At 66.3% G+C, this 21,953-nt stretch carries 23 protein-coding genes; 12 read left to right on the plus strand and 11 right to left on the minus strand.

The annotated features are described in order from the left end of the window. Positions 1-6: 6 nt before the first annotated feature. Both MSZK_RS30605 and MSZK_RS30610 read right to left on the minus strand, forming a co-directional pair. Positions 7-1,197: a lycopene cyclase family protein gene (locus MSZK_RS30605; protein WP_233211606.1), complete on the minus strand. Its 1,191-nt coding sequence runs from the start codon at positions 1,195-1,197 to the stop codon at positions 7-9. 27 nt (positions 1,198-1,224) lie between these two features. Continuing rightward, positions 1,225-2,124, minus strand: a complete 900-nt coding sequence (locus MSZK_RS30610; RefSeq protein WP_099252274.1) for a LysR substrate-binding domain-containing protein — start codon at positions 2,122-2,124, stop codon at positions 1,225-1,227. Between the two features lie 83 nt (positions 2,125-2,207). Between MSZK_RS30610 and MSZK_RS30615 the strand changes: the two genes are divergently transcribed. From MSZK_RS30615 to MSZK_RS30635, 5 genes are all read left to right on the plus strand, one after another. Beyond that, positions 2,208-3,767 (plus strand): GMC family oxidoreductase, encoded by a 1,560-nt coding sequence (locus MSZK_RS30615; protein WP_099252275.1) that lies wholly within the window; start codon positions 2,208-2,210, stop codon positions 3,765-3,767. Beyond that, positions 3,764-4,762: an alpha/beta fold hydrolase gene (locus tag MSZK_RS30620; RefSeq protein ID WP_099252276.1), complete on the plus strand. Its 999-nt coding sequence runs from the start codon at positions 3,764-3,766 to the stop codon at positions 4,760-4,762. Before MSZK_RS30615 ends, MSZK_RS30620 begins: the two co-directional genes overlap by 4 nt. 17 nt (positions 4,763-4,779) lie before the next feature. After that, positions 4,780-5,538 carry an SDR family NAD(P)-dependent oxidoreductase gene (locus MSZK_RS30625; protein WP_099252277.1) on the plus strand — a complete coding sequence of 253 codons (759 nt, stop codon included), beginning with the start codon at positions 4,780-4,782 and terminating at the stop codon, positions 5,536-5,538. A 132-nt stretch (positions 5,539-5,670) separates the two neighbouring features. Then, positions 5,671-6,507, plus strand: coding sequence for an alpha/beta hydrolase (locus MSZK_RS30630; RefSeq protein ID WP_199203554.1), 837 nt, complete (start codon positions 5,671-5,673; stop codon positions 6,505-6,507). Positions 6,508-6,569: 62 nt separating this feature from the next. Further along, positions 6,570-7,895, plus strand: a complete 1,326-nt coding sequence (locus MSZK_RS30635) for a cytochrome P450 (RefSeq protein WP_233211607.1) — start codon at positions 6,570-6,572, stop codon at positions 7,893-7,895. A 40-nt stretch (positions 7,896-7,935) separates the two neighbouring features. Here MSZK_RS30635 and MSZK_RS30640 read toward each other — a convergent pair whose 3' ends face one another. The 4 genes from MSZK_RS30640 to MSZK_RS30655 all read right to left on the minus strand — a co-directional run bounded on the left by MSZK_RS30640 (position 7,936) and on the right by MSZK_RS30655 (position 11,702). Then, positions 7,936-8,463, minus strand: coding sequence for a CIA30 family protein (locus tag MSZK_RS30640; protein ID WP_099252295.1), 528 nt, complete (start codon positions 8,461-8,463; stop codon positions 7,936-7,938). A 121-nt stretch (positions 8,464-8,584) separates the two neighbouring features. Then, entirely contained in the window at positions 8,585-10,198 is a 1,614-nt protein-coding gene (locus tag MSZK_RS30645) for an arylsulfatase (RefSeq protein WP_233211608.1), read from the minus strand. Positions 10,199-10,277: 79 nt separating this feature from the next. Continuing rightward, a complete protein-coding gene (locus MSZK_RS30650) occupies positions 10,278-10,793 on the minus strand; it encodes a DUF4262 domain-containing protein (RefSeq protein WP_099252296.1) in 516 nt (171 codons plus the stop codon). An 81-nt stretch (positions 10,794-10,874) separates the two neighbouring features. Beyond that, a complete protein-coding gene (locus MSZK_RS30655; protein WP_099252280.1) occupies positions 10,875-11,702 on the minus strand; it encodes a MerR family transcriptional regulator in 828 nt (275 codons plus the stop codon). Positions 11,703-11,829: 127 nt separating this feature from the next. Between MSZK_RS30655 and MSZK_RS30660 the strand changes: the two genes are divergently transcribed. The 3 genes from MSZK_RS30660 to MSZK_RS30670 all read left to right on the plus strand — a co-directional run bounded on the left by MSZK_RS30660 (position 11,830) and on the right by MSZK_RS30670 (position 13,638). Continuing rightward, positions 11,830-12,168, plus strand: coding sequence for a hypothetical protein (locus tag MSZK_RS30660; RefSeq protein ID WP_099252281.1), 339 nt, complete (start codon positions 11,830-11,832; stop codon positions 12,166-12,168). Beyond that, on the plus strand, positions 12,165-13,004 hold the full coding sequence (locus MSZK_RS30665; RefSeq protein WP_099252282.1) for an SDR family NAD(P)-dependent oxidoreductase: 840 nt from the start codon (positions 12,165-12,167) through the stop codon (positions 13,002-13,004). The genes MSZK_RS30660 and MSZK_RS30665 overlap by 4 nt, the downstream gene beginning before the upstream one ends. Before the next feature lie 82 nt (positions 13,005-13,086). After that, entirely contained in the window at positions 13,087-13,638 is a 552-nt protein-coding gene (locus tag MSZK_RS30670) for a YaeQ family protein (RefSeq protein ID WP_099252283.1), read from the plus strand. A 105-nt stretch (positions 13,639-13,743) separates the two neighbouring features. On the opposite strand, the gene MSZK_RS30675 is transcribed toward MSZK_RS30670, so the two are convergent. Next, entirely contained in the window at positions 13,744-14,337 is a 594-nt protein-coding gene (locus MSZK_RS30675) for a TetR/AcrR family transcriptional regulator (RefSeq protein ID WP_099252284.1), read from the minus strand. A gap of 165 nt (positions 14,338-14,502) precedes the next feature. Between MSZK_RS30675 and MSZK_RS30680 the strand changes: the two genes are divergently transcribed. After that, a complete protein-coding gene (locus tag MSZK_RS30680) occupies positions 14,503-14,991 on the plus strand; it encodes a nuclear transport factor 2 family protein (RefSeq protein WP_199203553.1) in 489 nt (162 codons plus the stop codon). A gap of 92 nt (positions 14,992-15,083) precedes the next feature. Next, complete coding sequence (locus MSZK_RS30685; RefSeq protein ID WP_099252285.1) at positions 15,084-15,434, plus strand: hypothetical protein; 351 nt, start codon at positions 15,084-15,086, stop codon at positions 15,432-15,434. A 48-nt stretch (positions 15,435-15,482) separates the two neighbouring features. On the opposite strand, the gene MSZK_RS30690 is transcribed toward MSZK_RS30685, so the two are convergent. After that, on the minus strand, positions 15,483-16,460 hold the full coding sequence (locus MSZK_RS30690; RefSeq protein ID WP_099252298.1) for a GlxA family transcriptional regulator: 978 nt from the start codon (positions 16,458-16,460) through the stop codon (positions 15,483-15,485). Between the two features lie 117 nt (positions 16,461-16,577). Here MSZK_RS30690 and MSZK_RS30695 point away from each other — a divergent pair, with 117 nt between their 5' ends. After that, a complete protein-coding gene (locus tag MSZK_RS30695) occupies positions 16,578-17,231 on the plus strand; it encodes a DJ-1/PfpI family protein (RefSeq protein ID WP_099252286.1) in 654 nt (217 codons plus the stop codon). A 23-nt stretch (positions 17,232-17,254) separates the two neighbouring features. Next, entirely contained in the window at positions 17,255-17,566 is a 312-nt protein-coding gene (locus tag MSZK_RS30700) for a hypothetical protein (protein WP_304528968.1), read from the plus strand. 142 nt (positions 17,567-17,708) lie between these two features. Here the strand turns inward: MSZK_RS30700 and MSZK_RS30705 are convergent, their stop codons facing one another. From MSZK_RS30705 to dnaB, 3 genes are all read right to left on the minus strand, one after another. Further along, complete coding sequence (locus MSZK_RS30705) at positions 17,709-18,914, minus strand: alpha/beta fold hydrolase (protein ID WP_142390038.1); 1,206 nt, start codon at positions 18,912-18,914, stop codon at positions 17,709-17,711. A 28-nt stretch (positions 18,915-18,942) separates the two neighbouring features. After that, on the minus strand, positions 18,943-19,848 hold the full coding sequence (locus MSZK_RS30710) for an aminoglycoside phosphotransferase family protein (RefSeq protein ID WP_099252300.1): 906 nt from the start codon (positions 19,846-19,848) through the stop codon (positions 18,943-18,945). A gap of 241 nt (positions 19,849-20,089) precedes the next feature. Next, positions 20,090-21,892, minus strand: a complete 1,803-nt coding sequence (gene dnaB / locus MSZK_RS30715; protein ID WP_099252288.1) for a replicative DNA helicase — start codon at positions 21,890-21,892, stop codon at positions 20,090-20,092. Between the last annotated feature and the right edge of the window lie 61 nt (positions 21,893-21,953).

The following is a 21,953-nucleotide window of genomic DNA, read 5'->3' on the forward strand; positions in this document are numbered from 1 at the left end:
CTGTTGTCAGTTTGGCGGTGGCCCGTCGTCGTTCGTGCGCAGCGGGCGCATGAGCGCCGGCAGGACAAGCCGGCGGCGCAGGCGCCAGTCCGACTCGCGGAACAGCCCGGCCATCGCTGCCAGGGTGCCGCCGACGTCGTCGCGGGCGGTGAGGTAGGCCCAGCGCTGGGCGTCCGGTAGCGCGAAGAACTGCTCGAAGAAACCGGGAACCTCAGCGGCCGGCATGCGCAGCAGGGCTTCCAGCCCGATCCCCCGCACGCGGTGGATCAGCTTGGCGGCGGGTGACCACACCGTCTCCTGCGCCGCCGCGAGCGCCCGGTCCGGCCGGCCGGGCAGGTGTTCGGCCAGTGCTGCGGCCACCCGGGGCGCCAGCTGCAGAGACGCGGCCACGCTGAATCCGCTGGCCGGGTGGATCAGCGGCGCCGCCGCGCCGAACCCGAGGGCACCCGAGCCCGCGTGGCGCGGGTGGTCGACTCGGAAGGACACCTTCTCCGTCGGGGCGTGGTCGGGAGGCGCGATGCCATGGTGCTTGAGCCGGGCATGGAGCCGGCGACGCAGGGTCGCCAGCGGCAGCCCGGGGCGGCGCGCCAGGGAGGTCTCCTCCACCAGCACCTTGCCGCCGCCCAGCGGGACGACGTAGACGAACGTCGGCCAGCCGGATTCGCCGTGGTCGGGCCGCCAGTCCATGAACAGCGCGTCGCCAGGAGCGACCAGCTCGGAGACCGTCTCGTCGTCGAGGATGACGCCGTAGGCGGTCTGTTCGGCCGGTACCCGCGGCGAGCGGATGGGATCCAGCGGGCGCCACCGCCCCGCGGCATCCACGACCACCGAGCCCCGCAGCGATGAGCCGTCGGCCAGTTGCACGACTCCCGGCTCGGGCGAGCGGACCGCCCGGCCGGTGTACACGGTCACTCCGCTGAACTGGCCGGCCAGATGGGCGCGCAGCGCATCCACGTCCAGGATCGCGTACTCCCAGCCCAGGCGGTGTTCGGTCAGCGCGATCGCCCGCCCGGCGGCACGGGCCGCGACCACCGAGTCCGGCAGGTCGGCGGGCAGCTCCGGGGCCCACATCCCGTAGGTGGCCACCCAGGGCCGGTCCGGGTTCGGATCGACCAGGCCGACCGTCAGCCCGCGCTGTCCGCACGCGGCCGCCAACGCCATGCCGGCAGGTCCGGCGCCGACCACCACGACGTCCATGGGCTCCATCGTGCCCGGTGCCGGGAGCTACTGCGGGCGCACGGCAGCAGCCGCATCCAGCAGAGCGTCGGCCAGGCGGGCAGCCGCGGGAGTCAGCCGATCAACCGGAAGGGCGGCGAGGTAGACCTGCCAGAGCACCCGGTCGGCGAGTTCGATCGCGCGCAGGTCGCCCAATCGCCGAGCTTCCGACGCCGGCACGAAGGCGATTCCGAGTCCGTTGGCGACCAGTTCGGCGATGGCGGCGAACCCGGCGGGGACCTCGTATTGCGTACGTGCCTCAACGCCGGCAGCGTGAAAGGCGTCGTCCATCAGCCGACGCAAGCCGAATCCCGGCGGGAATCCGACCAGGTCGTCGGCGGCGACGTCAGGCAGCCGTACCGGCCCACCGGTGGCCAGCGGGTGGTCCGGGCGGCAGACGAGCACCATCGGCTCCTCGAACAACAGGCGCATCTCCAACTGGGGCGGGAAACGTTCCGGCACCGAGACCAGCGCGACGTCGAGTGAGCCCTCCACGAGGGCAGACAGGTACGACGACGCCCCCGACTGACTCAGGCGCAACCGCAACTGGACGAATGGGTGTTCGCGATGAAATTTACCGAGCGCACTGGCGACATCCATTGGCCCGAATGAGATCAGTGATCCGAATTCGACTGTGCCCGAGAGTGTTCCACGGAATTCGCTGATCGACTCGACAGCTGTCCGACTGGCCCGAAGCACCTCGTAGGCGTGAGTGCGGAAACGTTCGCCGGCCGCGGTGAGGCGGATCTGCTGGCGGGTCCGATCGAAGAGTGCGATACCGAGTTCCCGTTCCAGCTTCGCGACTGATGTGGACAACGCCGACTGCACCACGTGCACCCGTCCGGCGGCTCGGGTGAAGCTCAGTTCGTCGGCCACGGCGACGAAGTGCTCGATCTGGCGGAGCTCCACACCACGATCCTATCTGTTCTGTAGATGATCTCTATCTAGAACAATCGTTGGACTCGATAAGACGACTGGGCTGTCATGGAGGCATGCCTTTCATCACCGCTGCACGCTCGACTTACGACGTCATCGTGTGCGGCGCAGGTTCCTCTGGATCGGTGGTCGCCCGCCGCCTCGCTGAGAATCCCGCCGTCTCGGTGCTGTTGGTCGAAGCCGGCGGCACCGATCAGGTGCCCAGCGTCACCGCGGCCGGCCAGTGGCCACGCAATCTCGGGAGCGAACGGGACTGGGGATTCACCGCGGCGCCGTCCGGTCATGTCAACGGGCGGTCGGTGCCGCTGTCCATGGGCCGAGTCCTCGGCGGTGGGTCGGGTATCAACCTCATGGTGTGGGCGCGCGGGCACAAATCCGACTGGGACTTCTTCGCCTTCGAGTCCGGCGACGCCGACTGGGGGTATGAATCCGTCCTGGATATCTACCGGCGAATCGAGGATTTCCACGGTGATCCGGATCCGGACTACCGCGGTACCGGTGGACTGGTCTACGTCGAGCCCGCACCCAATCCGAACCCGTTGGCTCCGGCCACGATCGCCGCCGCACGCGCGGCCGGAATTCCCACATTCGACAATCAGAACGGCCGGATGATGGAGCATACCGCCGGTGCCGCGATCACCGATATCCGCGTACGCGACGGTCGGCGCCAATCCGTCTTCGGCAGCTATGTGACACCGGTTCTGCAGCAGCCCAACCTCAGTGTCCTCACCGGCGCTGTGGTGACCCGGGTCATCCTGGCCGGAGGACGGGCCACCGGCATCGAAGTGCTGTCCGGCGGCCGACTGGACCGCATCACCGCGACCACCGAGGTCGTGCTGTCGCTGGGCGCGATACACACGCCGAAAGTGTTGCTGCACTCGGGTGTCGGTGACGAGACCGAGCTGCGCCGAGTCGGCATCCCGGTTCGTGCGCACCTGCCCGGCGTGGGGCGCAACTATCAGGACCATCCCGGATTCGACTGTGTGTGGGAGTACCGCGAACCCGCCGCACCGCGCAACAATGCCTCCGAGGCAACGTACTTCGCGCCAAGCGCGCCCGGTATGGCTACGCCGGACCTGCAGACCTGCCAGGCCGAGGTGCCCAAGTCCAGTGCCGAGAACATTGCCCGCTTCGGCCTTCCTGAGCATGGCTGGACTCTGTTCGCCGGCGTCGTTCGCCCCAAGAGCCGCGGCCACCTGTCATTGCGGTCGGCCGACCCGCTCGACCCGATCGACATTCACGCCAACATGCTCTCTCACCCGGACGACGTCAAAGCTGCCGTCGCCGCCGTCGAGCTGTGCCGGGACATCGGGAACTCCGCTCCATTGCGGCCATTCACCAAGCGGGAGGTCATGCCGGGAAATCTCAAAGGTGCTGAGCTGGAACGGTTCGTCCGCGACGCCGCATCGAGTTACTGGCACCAAACCTGCACGGCCAAAATGGGTCGCGACGCCATGTCTGTCGTCGACGCCCGGCTGAAGGTCTACGGAGTCGACGGGCTGCGGGTCGCCGACGGCTCGATCATGCCACGGGTCACGACGGGAAACACCATGGCTCCGTGCGTGGTCATCGGCGAACGCGCCGCAGACATCCTCGGCAAGGAGCACGGACTGTGAACCGACGAAGCTTCGGATTGCTGGCTGCGGCGGCAGGCGCCCTCACGGTGGCGGGGTGTGCGTCGACACCGGCCCAGCCACCGGCCGCGCCGAAGCATTCGTTGGGGCCGGTCACCCAGATCGATGCCGGCGATCTCAACGTCGGCTACGTCGAGGCCGGGCCGCGCGACGGGCGTCCCGTCATCCTGCTGCACGGCTGGCCCTACGACATCCACAGCTACGCCGATGCCTCGGCGATCCTTGCCGCGCAGGGCTTTCGGGTGATCGTGCCGTACCTGCGCGGCTTCGGTACAACGCGGTTTCGGTCCGCCGACACCCTGTGTAACGGTCAGCAAGCCGCCCTCGCACACGACACCGTCGCACTGATGGATGCGCTCGACATTCCCCGCGCGATCATCGGTGGATACGACTGGGGCGGCCGCACCGCCAACAACGTCGCAGCCCTGTGGCCGCATCGGGTTTCGGGCCTGGTAGCGGTCAGCGGCTACCTCACCGTCGATCTGGCCGCCAACCTCACACCGCTGCCACCGCAGGCCGAGTACGGCTGGTGGTACCAGTACTACTTCGCCACACCGCGCGGGGAAGCCGGATACCGGCAGAACACAAGGGATTTCAACCGGCTCATCTGGACCAAGGCCTCGCCGCTGTGGCACTTCGACGACGCCACCTACGATCTGAGCGCGTCGGCCTTCGACAACCCCGGCCACGTCGATGTCGTCATCCACAACTATCGCTGGCGCCTGAGCCTCGCTCCCGGCGAGGCCCGCTACGACGCCGACGAGAGGCTGCTGGCCGCCCGTCCCCCGATCACGGTGCCCACCATCACGATCGGCAGCGACTTCGATGGCGCAGCGAAGGACGGCGGCGCATACCGATCGCTCTACACCGGCCGCTACGAGCACCGCGTTCTCGACGGTATCGGGCACAACGTGCCTCAAGAGGCACCCCAGCAGTTCGCGTCGGCAATCACCGACGTCGCCAAGTACTCCAACTGAGAGAATGGATCACACCGATGAACTCATCACCCCTGGCCGGGCGCAGCGCCCTGGTCACCGGCTCCACGTCCGGTCTCGGTGCCGGCATCGCCGTTGCGCTCGCCGAGGCCGGCGCACTGGTCGTGGTCACCGGACGCACTCGGTCACGCGGCGAGCAGGTCGTCGCCCGGATCGAATCCGACGGTGGGCGAGCGGTTTTCGTCCCGGTGGACTTTTCAGACGGCCCCGAAGCCGTTCGCGAGCTGGCGGCGACGGCAACCGACGCCGCGGGCGGTCGACTGGACATCCTGGTGAACAACGTCGCCACCATCACTGCACCGGCCCCGACCGCGGATGTCACCGCCGAGGAGATCACCGCCGCGTTCGGCGTCGGCGTCCTCACGCCGTTTCTGCTGACCGGGCTGATCGCCCCGGTGATGGCGCTCCGCGGCGAGGGCGCGATCATCAACATCGGCTCCATCGCCGGCATCAACGGCGCCGCGGGGTCGGCGCTCTACGGTGCCACCAAGGCCAGCGTGCACATGCTGACCAAATCGTGGGCCGCCGAGTACGGGCCGTCAGGGGTGCGCGTCAACGCCGTCGCGCCGGGCCCGATCGCGACCGAACGCAGCGAGGAGTTCGCCCACGGGATCGCCCCGATCCTGGCTCGGATTCCCTCGGGCCGGATGAGCACGGTCGACGAGGTCGCCAGTGCTGTGGTGTTTCTCGCCGGGCCGACCGCCGGCAACGTGCACGGCGCCATCTGGTCTGTCGACGGCGGAACGATCGCGGTCTGACGCCGCACCCTCGAGGAGCCCTCCATGCCCACGAAATTCCTGCGGACCAGATCGCTGCTGTCCCAACCCGTCGTCGCCGACATGCTGTCCCGTCTGTTCGCCGCGGCGGTCAACCCGGCGCCGAAGCCCGCGGTGCGGTTCAGCGAGATTCCCGGCCGGACTTCGGCGGTGTCCATTCCGACGCGGTACGGCGGCGTCGCCGCAACGATCTACCACCCGCCGCACGGCCGGCAGCGACCGCCGGTGTACGTCAACATTCACGGCGGCGGATTCGTCGTCGGTCACCCCGAGCAGGACGATCCGTGGTGTCGATACCTCGCCGCCCATGCCGGCGTCGCAGTCGTCAACCCCGACTATGTGTTGGCACCCGACCACCGATTTCCCGCTGCGCCACAGCAGATCTACGACATCGTCTGTTGGGCGGCCGAAGCCGACCGGCAGTGGGACGGCACGAAGCTGTGCGTCGGTGGGCAGAGCGCGGGCGGCAACCTCGCCGCCGCGGCGGCCCGTCAGGCGCTGGAGCGCGGTGGCCCCGACGTCGCACTGCAGGTGTTGTTCTACGCACCGTTGGATCTGGTCACACCCGCCCGAGACAAGCCCTCGACGCTCGGCGCACGGGCGGTGCTGAAGCCGTGGATGGGGACCGTATTCGACACCGCCTACATCCCCGATATCGCTCGCCGCCACGATCGGCTGGCCTCGCCGGCGCGGGACGACGCGGGGAACCTTGCCGGGATTGCACCGGCGCTGGTGATCACCGCCGAACAGGACAGGTTGCGCGACGAGGCCCGGCTCTACGCCGAAAAGCTCCACACCGCCGGCTCGTTGGCTGAGTACTATGAGGCGCCCGGCGTCGACCATGGCTACAACATCATGAGCTCGGCTACCGAGATCACCCGCGCGACCTACGAGAAGATCTCATCCCACGTCGTTCGGGCCACCACGAACGGCGAAGCAGGCTCGAGGTGACGCCGCGCTCGGATTCACTCTTTGCGGTCCACGGTCAGCTATCGCGTGCCTAAACTCCGCAGGTGCCGATTCGATCGAAGCTGAACTTCATCAGGACATTCGCTCCCACGATGGTGGCCGGAATCTCCGCTGATGCCGCGCACATAATCACCCGCCGGGTTCACCGTCGGCAGATTCCCGCCGGTGTGGCGATCACCGAGTTCGATCCGCTCGATCCGGAGATGGCTGCGGACCCCTACCGCCATTACCCGGAACTGTTGGCCGGACCGCCGGTTCACTTCAACCGCAGTCGCGACATCTTCATCCTCAGCCACTACGAGGACGTGCGGGCCGGCGCCCGGGCTTGCGACATCTTGTCCAGCGCTGACGGTATCGCCTACAGCCGATTGCGCGCGGATTCGCTGTTGACGGTGGACCCGCCCCGGCATACCGAGATGCGCAAGCAGGCCCAGCCCGCGTTCACCCGCGGAGCGCTGCAGTCCTGGCAGGCGGTGATCGAGAACCTCTGCATCGAACACACCGCCGCTCTTTTCGCCGATCACTCGGTAGACGTCGTCACGACCCTCGCCGAGCCGTTGCCCACGGCGATCATCGCCCACATCCTGGGTATCGCCGGAGACGACCTGGCCGCGTTCAAAGAATGGTCCAACGAGACGGTGCGACTGGCGTCGATGAATGTGTCGCTGTCCGGGCTGAAGCAGGCGGCCGCCGGCATGCGGGCCGTCGGCCAATTTCACAACTATTTCACCGGAAAGCTCGAGCGAGGTGAATTGCTCAACGGGGACACCGTTTTGGGCAGACTCGTGGCCAATGCCCACGACGGGCGACTCAGCAACGACGAGCTGTTCTTCTTCGCCATGCTGTTATTGCTTGCCGGCAACGAGACGACCACCAACATGTTGGGCACGCTGTTTCTCACGCTGTCGGCCAACCCCGACCAGCTGCGCCTGCTTCAGGCTCGCCCCGAACTCGTTCCCAGCGCCATCGAAGAGCAGCTGCGTTACTACTCCCCGATCCAGGGTCTCTACCGCACGGCGCGTTCTGACTACGTCGTGGGCAATGCCACAATCCCCGCCGGGTCGCGGGTCTTGCTGCTGTGGGGGGCGGCCAATCGTGACCCGCGCCAGTTCGACGATCCCGACGAGTTCCGCGTCGACCGAAACCCGACCGGGCACCTCGCGTTCGGGTCTGGAGTTCACCTGTGCCTCGGCGCACACCTGGCCCGGCTGGAGGGCCACACCGTGCTCCGGGAAGTCGTCGACCATGTCGATGCGATCGAGATTCTCGGCCAGCCGCAGTGGCGCACAAACCCCACCCTGCGGGGACTGGAAAGACTGGACGTCCGATTGACCCGCCGCACAACCTCTTTGGTCGACGCTCCGGTGTGAGCCGGGGTAGCCGCGCATCGGCGTCGGCGGACGCGCACCCTCAGCTTGATGTGTCGATGGCACGGACACCGAGTCGGAACGGGCCTGCTTGTTTGTCGAGGATGAAGATCGAGACCCGGTTGATGGCCGAGGGGTCCAGCGGCGGCGCGCCGGGTACCGGGTCGAGGAACCTGCCCACCGACTCGAAGCCGCCGACAGGCAGGGTGTAGGTCCGTAGGACACCGGCTTCGGTGGGGAAGCGCTGGATGTAGGACCAGGGCTGCCCCGTGTCCACCTTCAACACGTAGGTCTTGCCGTCTCCCAGCGCTCTGATTCCCAGCGCTGTCGCGCCCGCTGCCAGGCGCCCGATCGCGGGATCGACCGGACCGCGGGCCGAGGCGAATCCGCCGTTGTTGTCCAGCGAGATGGTGCCCGAGAAGACCAGGCCACCGTCACCGAAGGTGACCGCCGAGGTCGAGCGGCCGCCCATGACGGGATCGTTGACCGTTGTCCAGGTGGCTACCGCGGCGGGATCACCGAGGTTGACGAGGACTGCTTCGTCGGCTCGAGCGATCCACCCGGAGCTCATGCCCGTGAGGATCAGGGCCGCCACGCACGTGGTCGCCAGAGTTGTCCGCGCCCGCCACCGACGTTGGATAGTCCGCATTCCTCCACTGTAGGTTCGGGCTGGAGCGCACCACGGGGCTCGGTCAGTGCGTCTCGAAGTCGACGTCGAAGAGCGACACGGGCCCGAGGATCACGCCATTCTCCTCGACGTAGCGGTCCCACAGCTCGAGCAAGTCGGCCAGCTTGTCGGGACGGGCGGCGGCCAGGTCGTGAACCTCGCCGGGATCGCGGGAGAGGTCATAGAGCTGCCAGCTGCCCGGGCCGTAGGGCTCGGGCAGGTGCAGCGCCTTCCACTCACCCTGGCGAATAGCCCTGCGACCGAACAACTCCCAACCGGTGCCGGTGTCGGCATCGTGCACCGCGTCGGCCTGTCCGGACAGGTAGGGCACCATCGATCGGCCGCGCATCGGCTCGATTTCCCTACCCCGGTACTCGGTGCCGGGATGCGTGGCGCCGGCCAGCTCCAGCACGGTCGGGGCGATGTCCATGACAGTGGTCAACGCCGTGCCGATCTCCCCCTGCCGGTCAAAGCCCGGCCAGGTGACGAAGCCGACCACCCGGATCCCGCCCTCGGTCGTGAAGGCTTTGTGCAGCCGCGACGGCGCGGTGGCGGCCTGCGCCCAGCGCGGGCCGTACCAGGCCCAGGAGGTGGGGGCACCGAGGTTGTCCACGCTGTTGTCGCAGTGTTTGGCGACGAATGCTTCGATTTCGGGGCCGCGCAGGGGCATGGCCTCGACGATCGTCCCCTCGGCGCCGTTGTCCGACAGAAAGATCACGACGGTGTTGTCGAGCTCGCCGGTGCTCTCGAGGTAGTCGATCACCCGGCCGATGTTCGCGTCCATATTGTCGACCATGGCGGCGTAGACCTCCATTTTGCGGGCGGAGACGGCGCGCTGCTCGTCGGTCATGTCCGCCCATTCGGGGGCACCGTCGGCGACCACCGGGTGCGGCTCGACGTCGGGTGGGCACAGGCCGAGTCGGATGAGTGCCGCCAGCCGTTGCTCGCGCAGTGCGTCGGGTCCGTCGTCGTAGCGGCCGTGGTAGGTGGCGATGGTGTCCTGCGGCGCGTGCAGCGGCCAGTGCGGCGCCTGGAAGGGCAGGTAGGCGAAGAAGGGCTGGTCCTCGGCGCCCTGGGGACGTTCGCGCAGATACCGCAGCAGCGTGTCGGTGTAGGTGTCCGAGGAGTAGAAATCCTCCCCTACCGTGACGAACTGATCGTCTTCGGTGAACATCGTCGGCACGGGAGAGAGCCCGCCGCCCCCGCGGGTGCCGTAGTGGCTGGCGCCGGCCGGCAGCAGGGCAAAGGAGCGGTCGAATCCCCGTGCCCACGGGGACCTCTCGATCGTGTTGCCCAGATGCCACTTGCCCGCCATGAGCGTCTGGTAGCCGGCGTCGCGCAGCAGTTCCGGCAGCGCCACGACTCGGTCGTTCAGATATCCCTCGTAGCCGGGTGCGCCGTGGAATTCCGGGGCGGCCATCTCGAGCATGGTGCCGATCCCGGCGACGTGGTGATCGGTTCCGGTCAGCAGCATCGCCCGCGTCGGCGAGCAGGCCGGGGCGGAATGGAAATCGGTCAGCCTGATGCCCGCGTGGGCCAGGCGATCCAGGTTGGGGGTGTTGATTTCGCCGCCGAAGGCGCCGATGTCGGAGAACCCGAGGTCGTCGGCCACGATGACCAGGAAGTTGGGACGTGTCACGCTGAAGCATCCTGTCACGGCCGGCCAAAGCCCGACCCTCTTCAGTCCCGGTCCGCATTCGTGGTTGTGAGCCAGTGGTTCAGGCGGCTGAGTTCGGCCACTCGGCACGTCGTCCCAGGACGGGTTGCCGACGACGTCCATGGCCCCACCCCGGGGCCCACGGGAATCGTCCCCGTTCGTCAGCCCACACCAATTGCAATGCAGGGAAATTGCGACCGAAGAGCTCGACGGCGAATCTCATATGGACGTCCGGGTGCTCCACCTGGGCCACCTCGATGAGAAACCGGTCTTCGAAGTCGATGTGCATGGCCGGTGCGAGCTCGACGCCGTCGTCGACGATCATGTGTGCGATCGAGTTGAGCACTCGGCAGGAGACGTCGGCGGACAGCCCGGTCATCAACAGTTCTGGAAGACCGCGGCTGTGCAGCCCAACCGTGTACGCCAACGGTCGCTTGTCACTCTCGACGTATTGAACAGCCCAGCCGTGGTCCTGAATTGTCGCGCGCAGGTGGTCCAGGTACTCCTCTGCGGTGCCGTCCGGGTTGTCGCATTTCCAGCACATCGCGGCCCCTTTCGTTGTGGATGCAGCCAGCATGCGCGCACCCTCCGACATGTTTGCGACGGCTCGTCCACATCCCGCGGAAGACGTCGACCACAGCCCATCCGAGGGCTGCTGTCATTCTGGCGGTGCAGTGGTGCTGAAGATCGGCCAACAGATTTCTGTGGCGGTGAACGCTGTTGGATCCGACGGCGTGCCGCCGAGGTAATGTTCGCGGATCGGCCCTTGGTCGCTGATCAGATGCTCGTTCGCGTATATGCCCAGGGCGCCGTAACTGCGGTCGATGCCCTCATCGTGACCGCCGAGGTGCGTGAGCACGGCGTATCCGGCCTTGGGTAGGACCTCGGCGCGGACGCCCTCCGGCGGGTCCGCGAGTGCCGGCGCAGGCACGAATAGGGTTGCTTTGCCCTGTGATTCGAGGAATACCGATCTTTCGTAAAGACCCCCGACGACCGCCGGCGGAGCGGCTCCTGCGGTGGCAGCGGCGTCCAGCAGTTGACCCAGGGTCGCCCCGAACCAGTCGTCAATCTCGGCAACCTCGATGGTGGCGCCGATGGACCAGACGGCGAGCGCCGGCTCTTGGCGCACTTCCACGTGGGCGGGGGTGCGCACAGGGGAAAGTAGCTCGCGCAGGGCGCCAACGGTGTCACGCGTTTGTTGCAGCTGCACCTCCATCTGTTCGAGATGAGTCGTGATGATCTCGGTGCGGGCCGCGGCGTCGTCTGTGCTCAGTAGCGCCTTGATGTCGGGAATGGACATGCCGAGGGATCGGAACCGGCGAATGATGTGCGCATGATCGACCTGGCTGGTGTCGTAGAAGCGGTAACCGGTGTGGGAGTCGACGTGAGCCGGTTCGAGGATGCCGATGTCGTGGTAGTGCCGGAGCGCCTTGCGGCTCAGGCTGGTCATCACGGCGAAGTCGCCGATCGAGACTCGTGCGCCCATGGCGTCCTCCTCTGCTTTCCGCCGCCTGCGTCAGGGGTGACGCCATCCTGCAGTCTCCCCCTAGGGCAAGGTCAACAGTGCGGCGTGAGGTTGACTTTCCCCTTGGGGGAAGCCCCACCCTGGCGTCATGACCACAGAATGGGATGCACTCCCGGACACCATCAAGACGTTCATGACCGCCCTCGACGGCCGTGCGGTGGATCAAGCGCTGGCCACACTCACCGCGGGTGCCACCGTGACCGACGAAGGCCACGACTACACCGGCCATGACGACATCGGATCCTGGATCGCGACCGCGGGCAGCGAATACACCTACACCACCGAGTTCACCGGCGCGACGACGACCGCCGCCGGCGTCGACGTCGGGCAGCACCTGGAAGGCGACTTCCCGGGCGGGGTCGCCGACCTGCACTACCGCTTCACGCTCGACGGCGCGCTGATCAGCCGGTTGGTGATCGAGCCATGAGCAGGAGCTGGTTTATCACCGGCGGCACGCCCGGCGGCTTCGGGGTGGCGTTCGCCGAGGCGGCGCTGGAGACGGGTGACCGCGTGACGCTCACCTCCCGGCGCCCGCACGAGCTGGCGGCGTGGGCCGAGCAGTACGGGGACCGCGTTCTCGTCGTGCCGCTCGAACTCACCGACTCCGCCCAGGTGCATCGTGCGGTGCATACGGCCGAGGAGCGCTTCGGCGGCATCGACGTGCTGGTCAACAATGCCGGCCGTGGCTGGTACGGATCGATCGAGGGGATGGACGAGTCCTCGCTGCGGGCGATGTTCGAACTGAACTTCTTCGCGGTGCTGTCGGTGACGCGCGCGGTGTTGCCGGGCATGCGGGCCCGCGGAAACGGGTGGATCGTCAACGTGTCCTCGGTGGCCGGGCTCGTGTCGGCGCCCGGATTCGGCTACTACAGTGCGACGAAGTTCGCCATCGAAGCCGTCACCGATGCACTGCGCGACGAGGTCGCCGGTCAGGGCATCTCCGTGTTGTCTGTCGAGCCGGGAGCATTCCGCACGAATGCCTACGCCGGCTTCGCGAACGAGCCGGTAGCGGAGGCGATTCCGGACTATCACGAGATGCTGGAGCGGGTCCGCGCCGCCTTCGTCGCGATGGACGGGGTGCAGCCCGGCGATCCGAGCCGCGGTGCCCGTGCGGTGATCGCGGCGATGGCTCAAGATCCGCCGCCCCGCCGGCTGGTCCTGGGCAATAGTGGTTTTGATGCCGTGACCGACACACTAGAAGGGGCGTTGGCAGACATCCGGGCGAACGAACCGCTCTCTCGTGGTGTGGATTTCCCCGCGTAGCGAGCGAACTTCGCGGCATGAGTTTCGACCACTCGACAGGGCCTGACTAACTGGGCAGCTCCACCAGGGTGGACACTATGGCGTGGCCCTTTCTGCAACAGTGTTCAAAGTCGAGCTTGGCGTCTCCGATGTCGATCACGGTTACTACGCCGACCACCCGTTGACCATGGCCCGCCATCCCAGTGAGACCGACGAGCGGATGGTGGTGCGGTTGTTGGCGTTTGGGCTGCGCGCGCACCGTCTCGGTGACGTCGACGGCGAGTTGGCGTTTGGGGCGGGCTTGTCCACCCCTGGCGTACCGGACTTGCGGCTCGCCGACTACACGGGCCGGATCCTGGAGTGGATAAACGTCGGCCAGCCCGATGAACGCGCCTTGGGTAAGGCAGCCAGCCAGGCCGACCAGGTGCTGCTGTTCCCGTTCGCCTCCGGCACGGCCACCTGGTGGCGCACTGTGGGACCCAAGGTGGCGGGGCTGGCCAACCTGTCGGTGGTCCAGATACCGCACGCACCGGTGCAGCAACTGGCCCAGAGTGTCGATCGACGGGTCTCGGCGCAGGTGATGGTGATGGAGGGTCAGGTGACGATGACCGTGGGCGGTGTCGACGTCACCTTCACGCCTGAGCCATTGAAGTGAAGGCCTGGGTGTGGCTCCTCACACTTCATTTCGGAACGATGCCCAGCTGACGACCGGTCGGTACTCGCCGCCGGCATCGTTACGTGGACTGATCAAACCGATTCGTTAATCATTCGCCGGCAGCAGCGTTGACGCGATCGTGGCGAGTGCTTTCACCGCGGATACGGCATCGCGCTGATACTGCGCTTGCACGATGGCGCCGTCGATCGCCAGGCCGAGCGCTTGTGCCGTACGTGTGCGGCCCGCACCGGGCGGAAGTGTCGCCTTGATGGCCGCGACCATATCCGCCTTATGCCTCGCCGTGATGTCGTGGACGACAGGCAGATCAGCGCCAATCTCGTTGACGCTGTTGATGAACGCGCATCCGCGAAACGAGTCCGAGGTCAGCCATTCTTCGATCGCCGATACCACCGCCGGCCGGCGGCGATTGCCCGCAGCATGGCGATCGAGCGCGTCGACGAACCAGTCCATCCAGCGCCGGTGCCGCAAGTCCAAGAACGCCAGAATGAGCGCGTCTTTACTGGGAAAGTGACGATAGAACGTCACCTTGGTGACACCGGCTTCGGCTATCACCTTGTCGACGCCCGTGGCGCGAATTCCCTCGCGATAGAAGAGCCGGTACGCGGTGGCCAGTATCCGTTCCCGGGCCGGGAGGTTCGGCACGTCGATCTGCGGATCCAGAGTCTGGGCGATGCTCACACCATCATCGTAGACAACTCTGTCCACTCGTGGACTGCCCCATGTGGACAGCTCTGTCTACATGCACTACCGTGTCGTCTATGTAGACAGCTCTGTCTACATAGGTCCGGGGCTTCGACGCCGGCCTCAGCGACCGATCCGCTCTCCGACAGAAAGACAACGACGATGACCACGACTTCTGCAATCGACGTGAAACCTCCAGTTCCGCCGTTCACTGACGAGACAGCTGCACTGAAGGCCCGGCTGGCTGAAGACGCCTGGAATAGCCGCGACCCCCAGCGCGTAGCGCAGGGCTATTCGGCCGACAGCGTCTGGCGCAACCGCTCGGTGTTCGTGACAGGCCGTGCACAGATCATCGAATTCTTGAGCGACAAGTGGGACCGTGAACACGAGTACCGCCTCATCAAGGAACTGTGGGCACACAGCGAAGACCGCATTGCGGTTCGCTTCGCCTACGAGTACCACGACAACTCAGGTCAGTGGTTCCGCGCCTACGGCAACGAGAATTGGCTATACAACGAGCACGGCCTGATGACACACCGGCACGCCAGCATCAACGATGTGCGGATCGAGGAAGGACAACGCAAGTTCTTCTGGGACACGAATGCGCCACGGCCAGCGGATCATCCGAGCTTGTCTGAACTCGGCCTGTGACATTCACGTCTCGTCCCCGCGGCGCGCCGTGCTGCCTGTGACTTCTCTACGCCATATCAGCGCGTCAGTAGACGTGGGTCTAGCGTGGTGCAATGGGTTTGTTCAGCCACGAGGAATTCCCGGACCCGGCCGACAGTGGTGGGGTTGTCGAGCGGGCTCGCCGTGCTCAGGTCGACGAGTACGGGGTGGACGAGCCTGTGGTGGTGGGGCCGGGGTCGACGCCTGAGGATGGCTCGTGCGGTCAGTTCGCTGTGCAGTTTCACGTGTCTACGTCAACGCTGCTCGGGCTGAAACGTATTGCGGACGTTCGTGGGGTGAGCGTGCCCGAGGTATGCCGACAGGTGATCGGTGTGTTTGTTGCCCAGCAGGAGGGTGAGCTGAGTGCATTGCTCGCTGCCGAGGCCGAGGCCGCTGACTACCGGCCTAGTTTGGGAGAGGCGTAGTCGGGCCGAATTGCGCACTGGCACATCAGGTTCCCTCCGGACCGGTTTTCAGCGCCGCGGTGCATCGGCCATCTGTGGTGCTGGTTGTAGGGGTCGCGAGCCGAGCGCTCGGCGGTACTGGGTGGGAGTGGTGCCCACGATGGTCTTGAATCGTGAACGCAGGTTGGTTGCCGATCCCAGGCCTGACTGCGTGGCGATGCGGTCGACGGAGTTGTCGGTGGTCTCAAGGAGTCGTTGCGCCGCGCGGACCCGCGCCTTGGCCAGCCAGGTGCTGGGTGACACGCCGAGCTCGTCGACGAAGCGCCGATGCAGGGTGCGTGGGCTGACCATGGCATGGGCGGCGATATCGGCGACACTGATCGGCAGGTGCGCGTTGTGCTCGATCCACTCCAGGGTGGTGGACAGGGTGGTGTCGCCGACGGCGTCGTCGCGGATGAACTGAGCTTGGTTGGCTTCGCGGGTGAGCGGCATGACCGCGATGCGTGCGGCGTCCGCGGCGACGGCGCCGCCGTGATCGCGGGCAATCATGTGCAGGCACAGGTCGATTCCGGCTGACGCTCCAGCCGAGGTCAGCACCTTCCCGTTGTCGACGAACAACACGTCGGCGCAGACCTCGACGCGGGGATAGGTGGCTCGAAGCAGGCCCGCCGCGCGCCAGTGCGTGGTCGCCCGTAGCCCGTCGAGGAGTCCCGTGGCAGCCAGGTCGAGGGCTCCCACGCAGATCGATGCGATCCGCGTCCCCCGTTCAGCGGCCGTGCGCACGGCGCGCGCAACAGGCTCCGGCAAGGGTGGGCTTCCGGCCGCACGGCCCGGGATGACGATGGTGTCCGCCCGTGCGAGCCGGACGAGGCCATGGGGCACCGACAGCCCCAGCGCACCCGCGCCGACGTGCCGCTTAGGGCCGGCGACCGCAATGTCGTAGAGCTGCTCGCCGCTGCTCCCCCGGGCATGTCCGAACACCTCCAGCGGGGTCGCCAGATCGAAGGCGATAACTCCGTCGAGGGCCAGGACCACCACGGTGTGCACGAGAGCCATGGTCGCAGAGGTTCTGACCGATTTCTTGCGTTCAGGGTCTGATCAGCCACTGGTGGGCGGTGGTGGCACTGCCTAGCGTGTGAGCCTGGCCCTGACCCGAGGAGTGCGTTGTTAGCCCAGATCGTCTTGTTCGACGGTGTCGACCCGCTCGACGTCATCGCTCCGTTTGAAGTGCTCAGCGCGGGCTCGGATGCGCTCGACGGCGCACTCGACGTCCGCCTGGTCGGTGCCACCCAGACCGGGTTCATCACCACCGGCACCCGCGGCCTGCGACTTGAGGCCACTGACGTGCTCGACCCCGAAGCGCCCGGTGTCGTGATCGTCCCCGGCGCCTCGGGGCCGATCGAGGGCGACCCTGACGAGGTCGACACCATTCCGGTGCTCATCGCCCGAACCGTCGCCACCGAACTACCGGACCTGATGCGTAGAGCCCTCGACGCTGACCGCACCCTGGTGGCCACCGTATGCGGTGGGTCGCTGGTGTTGGCCATGGCGGGCCTGCTGGAAGGGCGTACCGCGGTGACGCACCGCCTGGGCAACGAGATGCTCGAGGCGACCGGCACCACGGTGATCGACGCCCGAGTGGTCGACGACGGAGATCTCATCACCGCCGGCGGTGTCACCTCCGGTCTCGACCTTGCCCTATACCTGCTGGAGCGGATGTACGGACCGCGCATCGCCCACGCCGTCGAGCAGCTCTTCCAGTACGAGCGTCGCGGCACCGTGTGGCGCCATCACGGTCCCGCTCCACACCCGTTCTGACCACCGTAGAAAAGGAAACTCCCGTGACCACGATCACCGGCACTTGGGCGCTCACCATGCGCACCCCGATCGGCCGCATTCATGCCGAGATGACCTTCACCGAAATCGACGGCGTACTCACCGGTGTCGCCGCGGGCGCCGCTGAAACTGTTCCCCTGCAGGATCTTCGGGTGACGCAGACCGACGAGGGCGAGCGCGTCACCTGGAAACAATCGATCACCAAGCCACTGCGCTTGAACCTCGACTTCGACGTCATTGCCGTCGGTGACACCATGCACGGACACTCCCGCGCGGGCCGACTGCCCAAATCCACGGTCACGGGTGAACGCAGGTAGGTTCCTGCCGATGTAGGTTCTCGAACTTCATGTCTCGTAGCGGGTCATTGATCTGCGTCGAAGTGCCGTTCTCCGTCGATGTCCACACCCGGAATTCTCGCGTTCAAGTCCACCCGGTTCCGGAGAACCAGGACCACCGGACTCAGCTGGAATGGTGATCCAGATGGGCGTGGAATCGCTGCCTGCCGGGATACTTCTCGCCTAGCGGTGTGACAGTGAAGCCGGTCGCGGCATAGAAGCCCACTGCGTCAGCGTCGGTCTCTGCAACGAGCGGCAGGCCGGCGGGAGCGGCTCGGCGTACCTCCGCGAGAAGGCGACGTCCCAATCCCATTCGACGCGCGGACTTTACTGTCGCTATGTGCAGAATGGTGATTGCGGCCGCCCCCGGCGTGTAGCCAACTGCTCCGACGGGCATGCCGCGGTCAGTCGCGAGGAGCAGCGTGACAGCTGGGTCATTTCGGTATCGGTCGACGGTCGCGCGGATCTTCTGCGGGTCGTCACCGATGGCCAACGCCAGCACATCGGCTACACCTGGCTCATCGATGTCGGCTGCTTGCACGATCACCTCGCCGCGGCAAAGCTCGGAGACGAGTGCCGTCCATGTCTCAGGGTGGGTGTGCCAGAAGTTATGCGGGACACCTCTGACGCTGCGGAACTGTCCTCGTGGAATCAGCGCGGCGAGCTGGCGGAGGGGCCAATCCGGTCGAATGTCCTCACCTGCAGCCACGAAGCTCATCCGAACGGGAGTGTCGGCCAGCTGCCGGAACAACGTTGGTTGGTGAATCCACTCAATGAACGACGCATTGAGTGACTCGTGCACCGCGGCATCCCAGGTGATGACCAGGCTGTCCTCGACATGGCGGTGCTCGGAGTAGATCTGCGACCAGGTTCGATCCTTGTGCAACCCGTGTCCCGCGATGCCGACGACCGAGTGCACGCGCTCGGGGTAATCCAAGGCGTAGCGGACCCCTAGGTCCGATCCGAACGAATGGCCGAGCACCGTCCAGGAGTCGACACCCATAGTCGCTCTGATTGTTTCGAGATCGTCAACGGCTTGTGTGAGGTCATGGGCGCCGCCACCGGACCGGCCGACACCCCGTGGCTCGGGAAACCACGCTCGTGTGCCTTCTGGGGCCAACGCGTCGTGTTCCAGATAGTTCACACAGCCGGGACCGCCGGAGAGCACCACGACGTCTGGTCCGTCGCCTACCACCCCGACGTGAAGCGACATTCCGTCGCCGCCAGGCACCGTCACCGATTCCATTAGACCCATCCTGCCGCGTTGGATCCTCGCCATCAGTCCCAGAAGAGGTGTGTCTCTCTTCCAGAGAAACGACATCCGCGCCATCCCGTTCGCGCATCCCCGGGTGCACCGGTCACGAGGTATCTCCGGCTGAATCGGCGGTGATGCGTGCCAGGGTTCGTCGGCCAACATGGCTGAAGGTCGGATTTGTGTCGACGTAATACCAAACGGCGCCCATTGCCTGTTGAAACGCCCACGCCCTTCCCCGCGCCCATTCCTGATCGTCGGCGCCCAGAGCTGCCCGCATGACTTGCCGAGGTCGAGGTTCGAGAAGATGCCAAGCGCTGACCAGATCCAAGGCGGGATCTGCAGGGCTGAGACCGCCTACGTCAAGTACCCCGGTGAGGCGGCCATGGTGCACAAGGACATTCCCGGGCAGCAGATCGCCGTGAGTCATCACGTCAGGACTATCTCCACGGGACAGCTCGCGCATCTCTTCCCAGATGCGGCCTAGGGATTCGACATCCAGCAGCTCTACGCTCCGGGTCAGACACTCTTGAATCCACTCGTCATGGTCGGCCAGAGCGCCGCCTCGGCCGCGCCCGCCAAAGCGGCGTCCGCGAGTACCCATTTGACGTACGCCGGTGATGAACTCTGCCAAATCTACTGCCAGACACTCTGATTCACTGCAATCACTGTCGATCGCTACCGCGCCCTCAAGCCATGTCTGGACTAGCCACGGCATCGGGTAGTCCCTTCCGGGCGCGCCGATCGCCACCGGTCGCGGAGTGGCGAACCGGGTTCGGCCGCTCAGTTCGTAGGCAGCGTCAGCCTCAGCGCGCACTTCTGACCACACGACTTCGGCATCGTCGAGTTGGAGGCGGAATCGAGCCACCAGCTCGTCGCCGAGCCGAAAGATTTCGTGCACCGTGCCGCTGGCCGACACCCTCTGCAACGGAACATCCCGCCACTGGGGGAATTGCTCGTCAATCAACGCCCGCACAGTCGAAACGGAGACGGCCAATTGGCCGGCGTGCATCTCCACACGGGAAGCCTCACAGGTACGACCACCCGGAGACAACCGAATATTCTTCGTGCCTGCCTAGTGGTGGCATTGTCTCGTTCTAAAGCACGTGGACGGCTCGGATCCGACCCCGGCGACGATGCTTCCTCCTCCTGTCTGCCCCCAGATTCTCACCCAACTGTCCAATGGGACATCGGGTGGACATGTGGGTTGAGAAGTGGACCTCAACCGCGAGAAGCACGGACGACGATGAACGCTACCGCGCCATGTTCGTGAACCGCGACAAGTGCAGCTGGTGGGCCACCGTCACGGTCCTGGTCGGTCCCGCGCGGTGCTTGGCGATGATCAGGTCGGCTTCACCACCGCGCGGATCGTCGGTCTCGAAGGCGTCGGGCCGGTGCAGCAGGATCACCATGTCGGCGTCCTGCTCAATCGAGCCCGACTCACGCAGGTCGGCCAGCATCGGCTTCTTGTCGGTGCGCTGCTCAGGCCCGCGGTTCAGCTGGCTCATCGCCACAACGGGAACTTCCAGCTCTTTCGCCAGAAGCTTGATCTGCCTGGAGAACTCGGAGACTTCCTGCTGGCGGGACTCGACCTTCTTGCCGGAGGTCATCAGCTGCAGGTAGTCGAGCACGATCAGCCGCAGTCCCGCTTTCTGGTGCAGCCGACGGGCTTTCGCGCGGATCTCCATCATCGTCAGGTTCGGTGAATCGTCGATGTAGAGCGGCGCTTCGCTGATCTCACTCATCCGGCGCGCCAGCCGCGTCCAGTCGTCGTCGGTCATCCGGCCCGAACGCATGTCGGCCAGCTTGATCTTCGCCTCGGCCGACAACAGCCGCATCACGATCTCGGACTTGCTCATTTCCAGAGAGAACACGATGCTCGGCAGCCGGTGCTTGATCGAGCAGGACCGCAAAAAGTCCAGTCCCAGAGTCGAGTTGTGGGTGGGGATCATCGCCCGGCTGGCGAGATACAGATGGTCGTCGTTGTCGACCTCCACGCAGCGCACCGGAACGCTGTCGATCGGCCTGACATCGGTCACCCCGAACGCGGCAGAAACCGGAGCGCCGGCTCCGACCAGTTGCCGCGCCGCGGCCGCCGTGACCACGTCCGCGCCCGCCCTCAATGTCACGGTGGTGCAGATGCCGCGGGACGTCGGCCACTGGTGCTCGGCGTCCGCGACAATCACTGTGCCGTCGGAGAATTCGACCTCGTAGCACGGCCGGCCCACCATCACGTCGGTCGCCGCGACTACTCGGGTGGGGCGACCGTCAGCGTCGATCAGGTAGTCACCGACCTGAACCTCACCCATCGTGGTCCAGCCCGTCGGCGTCGGCAACGGGGTGTCCAACGCCAGCGCCTTCCCCATACCGGGCCTGGCCGCGACCACGATCATCTGGCCCGGATGCAGGCCGTTGGTCAGCTCGTCGAGTTCGGTGAAGCCGGTCGGCACGCCCTTGGACAGGCCGCCGTTCGAGGCGATCGCGTCGATCTCGTCCATCGTCGGCTGCAGCAGATCTTCCAGCGGCAGGAAATCCTCCGCGGTGCGCCGCTCGGTGACGTCGTAGATCTCCGACTGCGCGCGGTCCACCACCTCGTTGACGTCAGCCCCCTCGGCGCCGGCGTAGCCGTACTGCACCACCCGGGTGCCGGCTTCCACAAGCCGCCGCAACAACGACTTCTCGGCCACGATGCCCGCGTAGTAGCCCGCGTTCGCCGCGGTCGGCACCGTGGAGATCAGGGTGTGCAGATACGGCGCCCCGCCGATCCGGCGCAGCAACCCACGGCGGTCCAGCTCGGCGGCGACGGTGACGGCGTCGGCGGGCTCACCGCGGCCGTAGAGGTCCAGGATCGCGTCGTAGACGTTCTGGTGGGCGGGCCGGTAGAAGTCGCCCGGGCGCAGCCGCTCCAGCACGTCGGCGATGGCGTCCTTGGACAGCAGCATGCCGCCCAACACCGACTGCTCAGCGGCCAGGTCTTGGGGAGGCTGACGACCGAAATCCTCGGAAGGTGGAGAACTGTCCATCCCGGGCTGTCCGAGATCGTCAACGACCGCCATCGGGCTGACCCCACCTCCTCATCGAATCCACCGAACGCACGTTCGATACCTCTGCCGGAGG

The sequence above is a fragment of the Mycobacterium sp. shizuoka-1 genome (assembly GCF_002723835.1).
In the GTDB taxonomy this organism is placed as follows: domain Bacteria; phylum Actinomycetota; class Actinomycetes; order Mycobacteriales; family Mycobacteriaceae; genus Mycobacterium.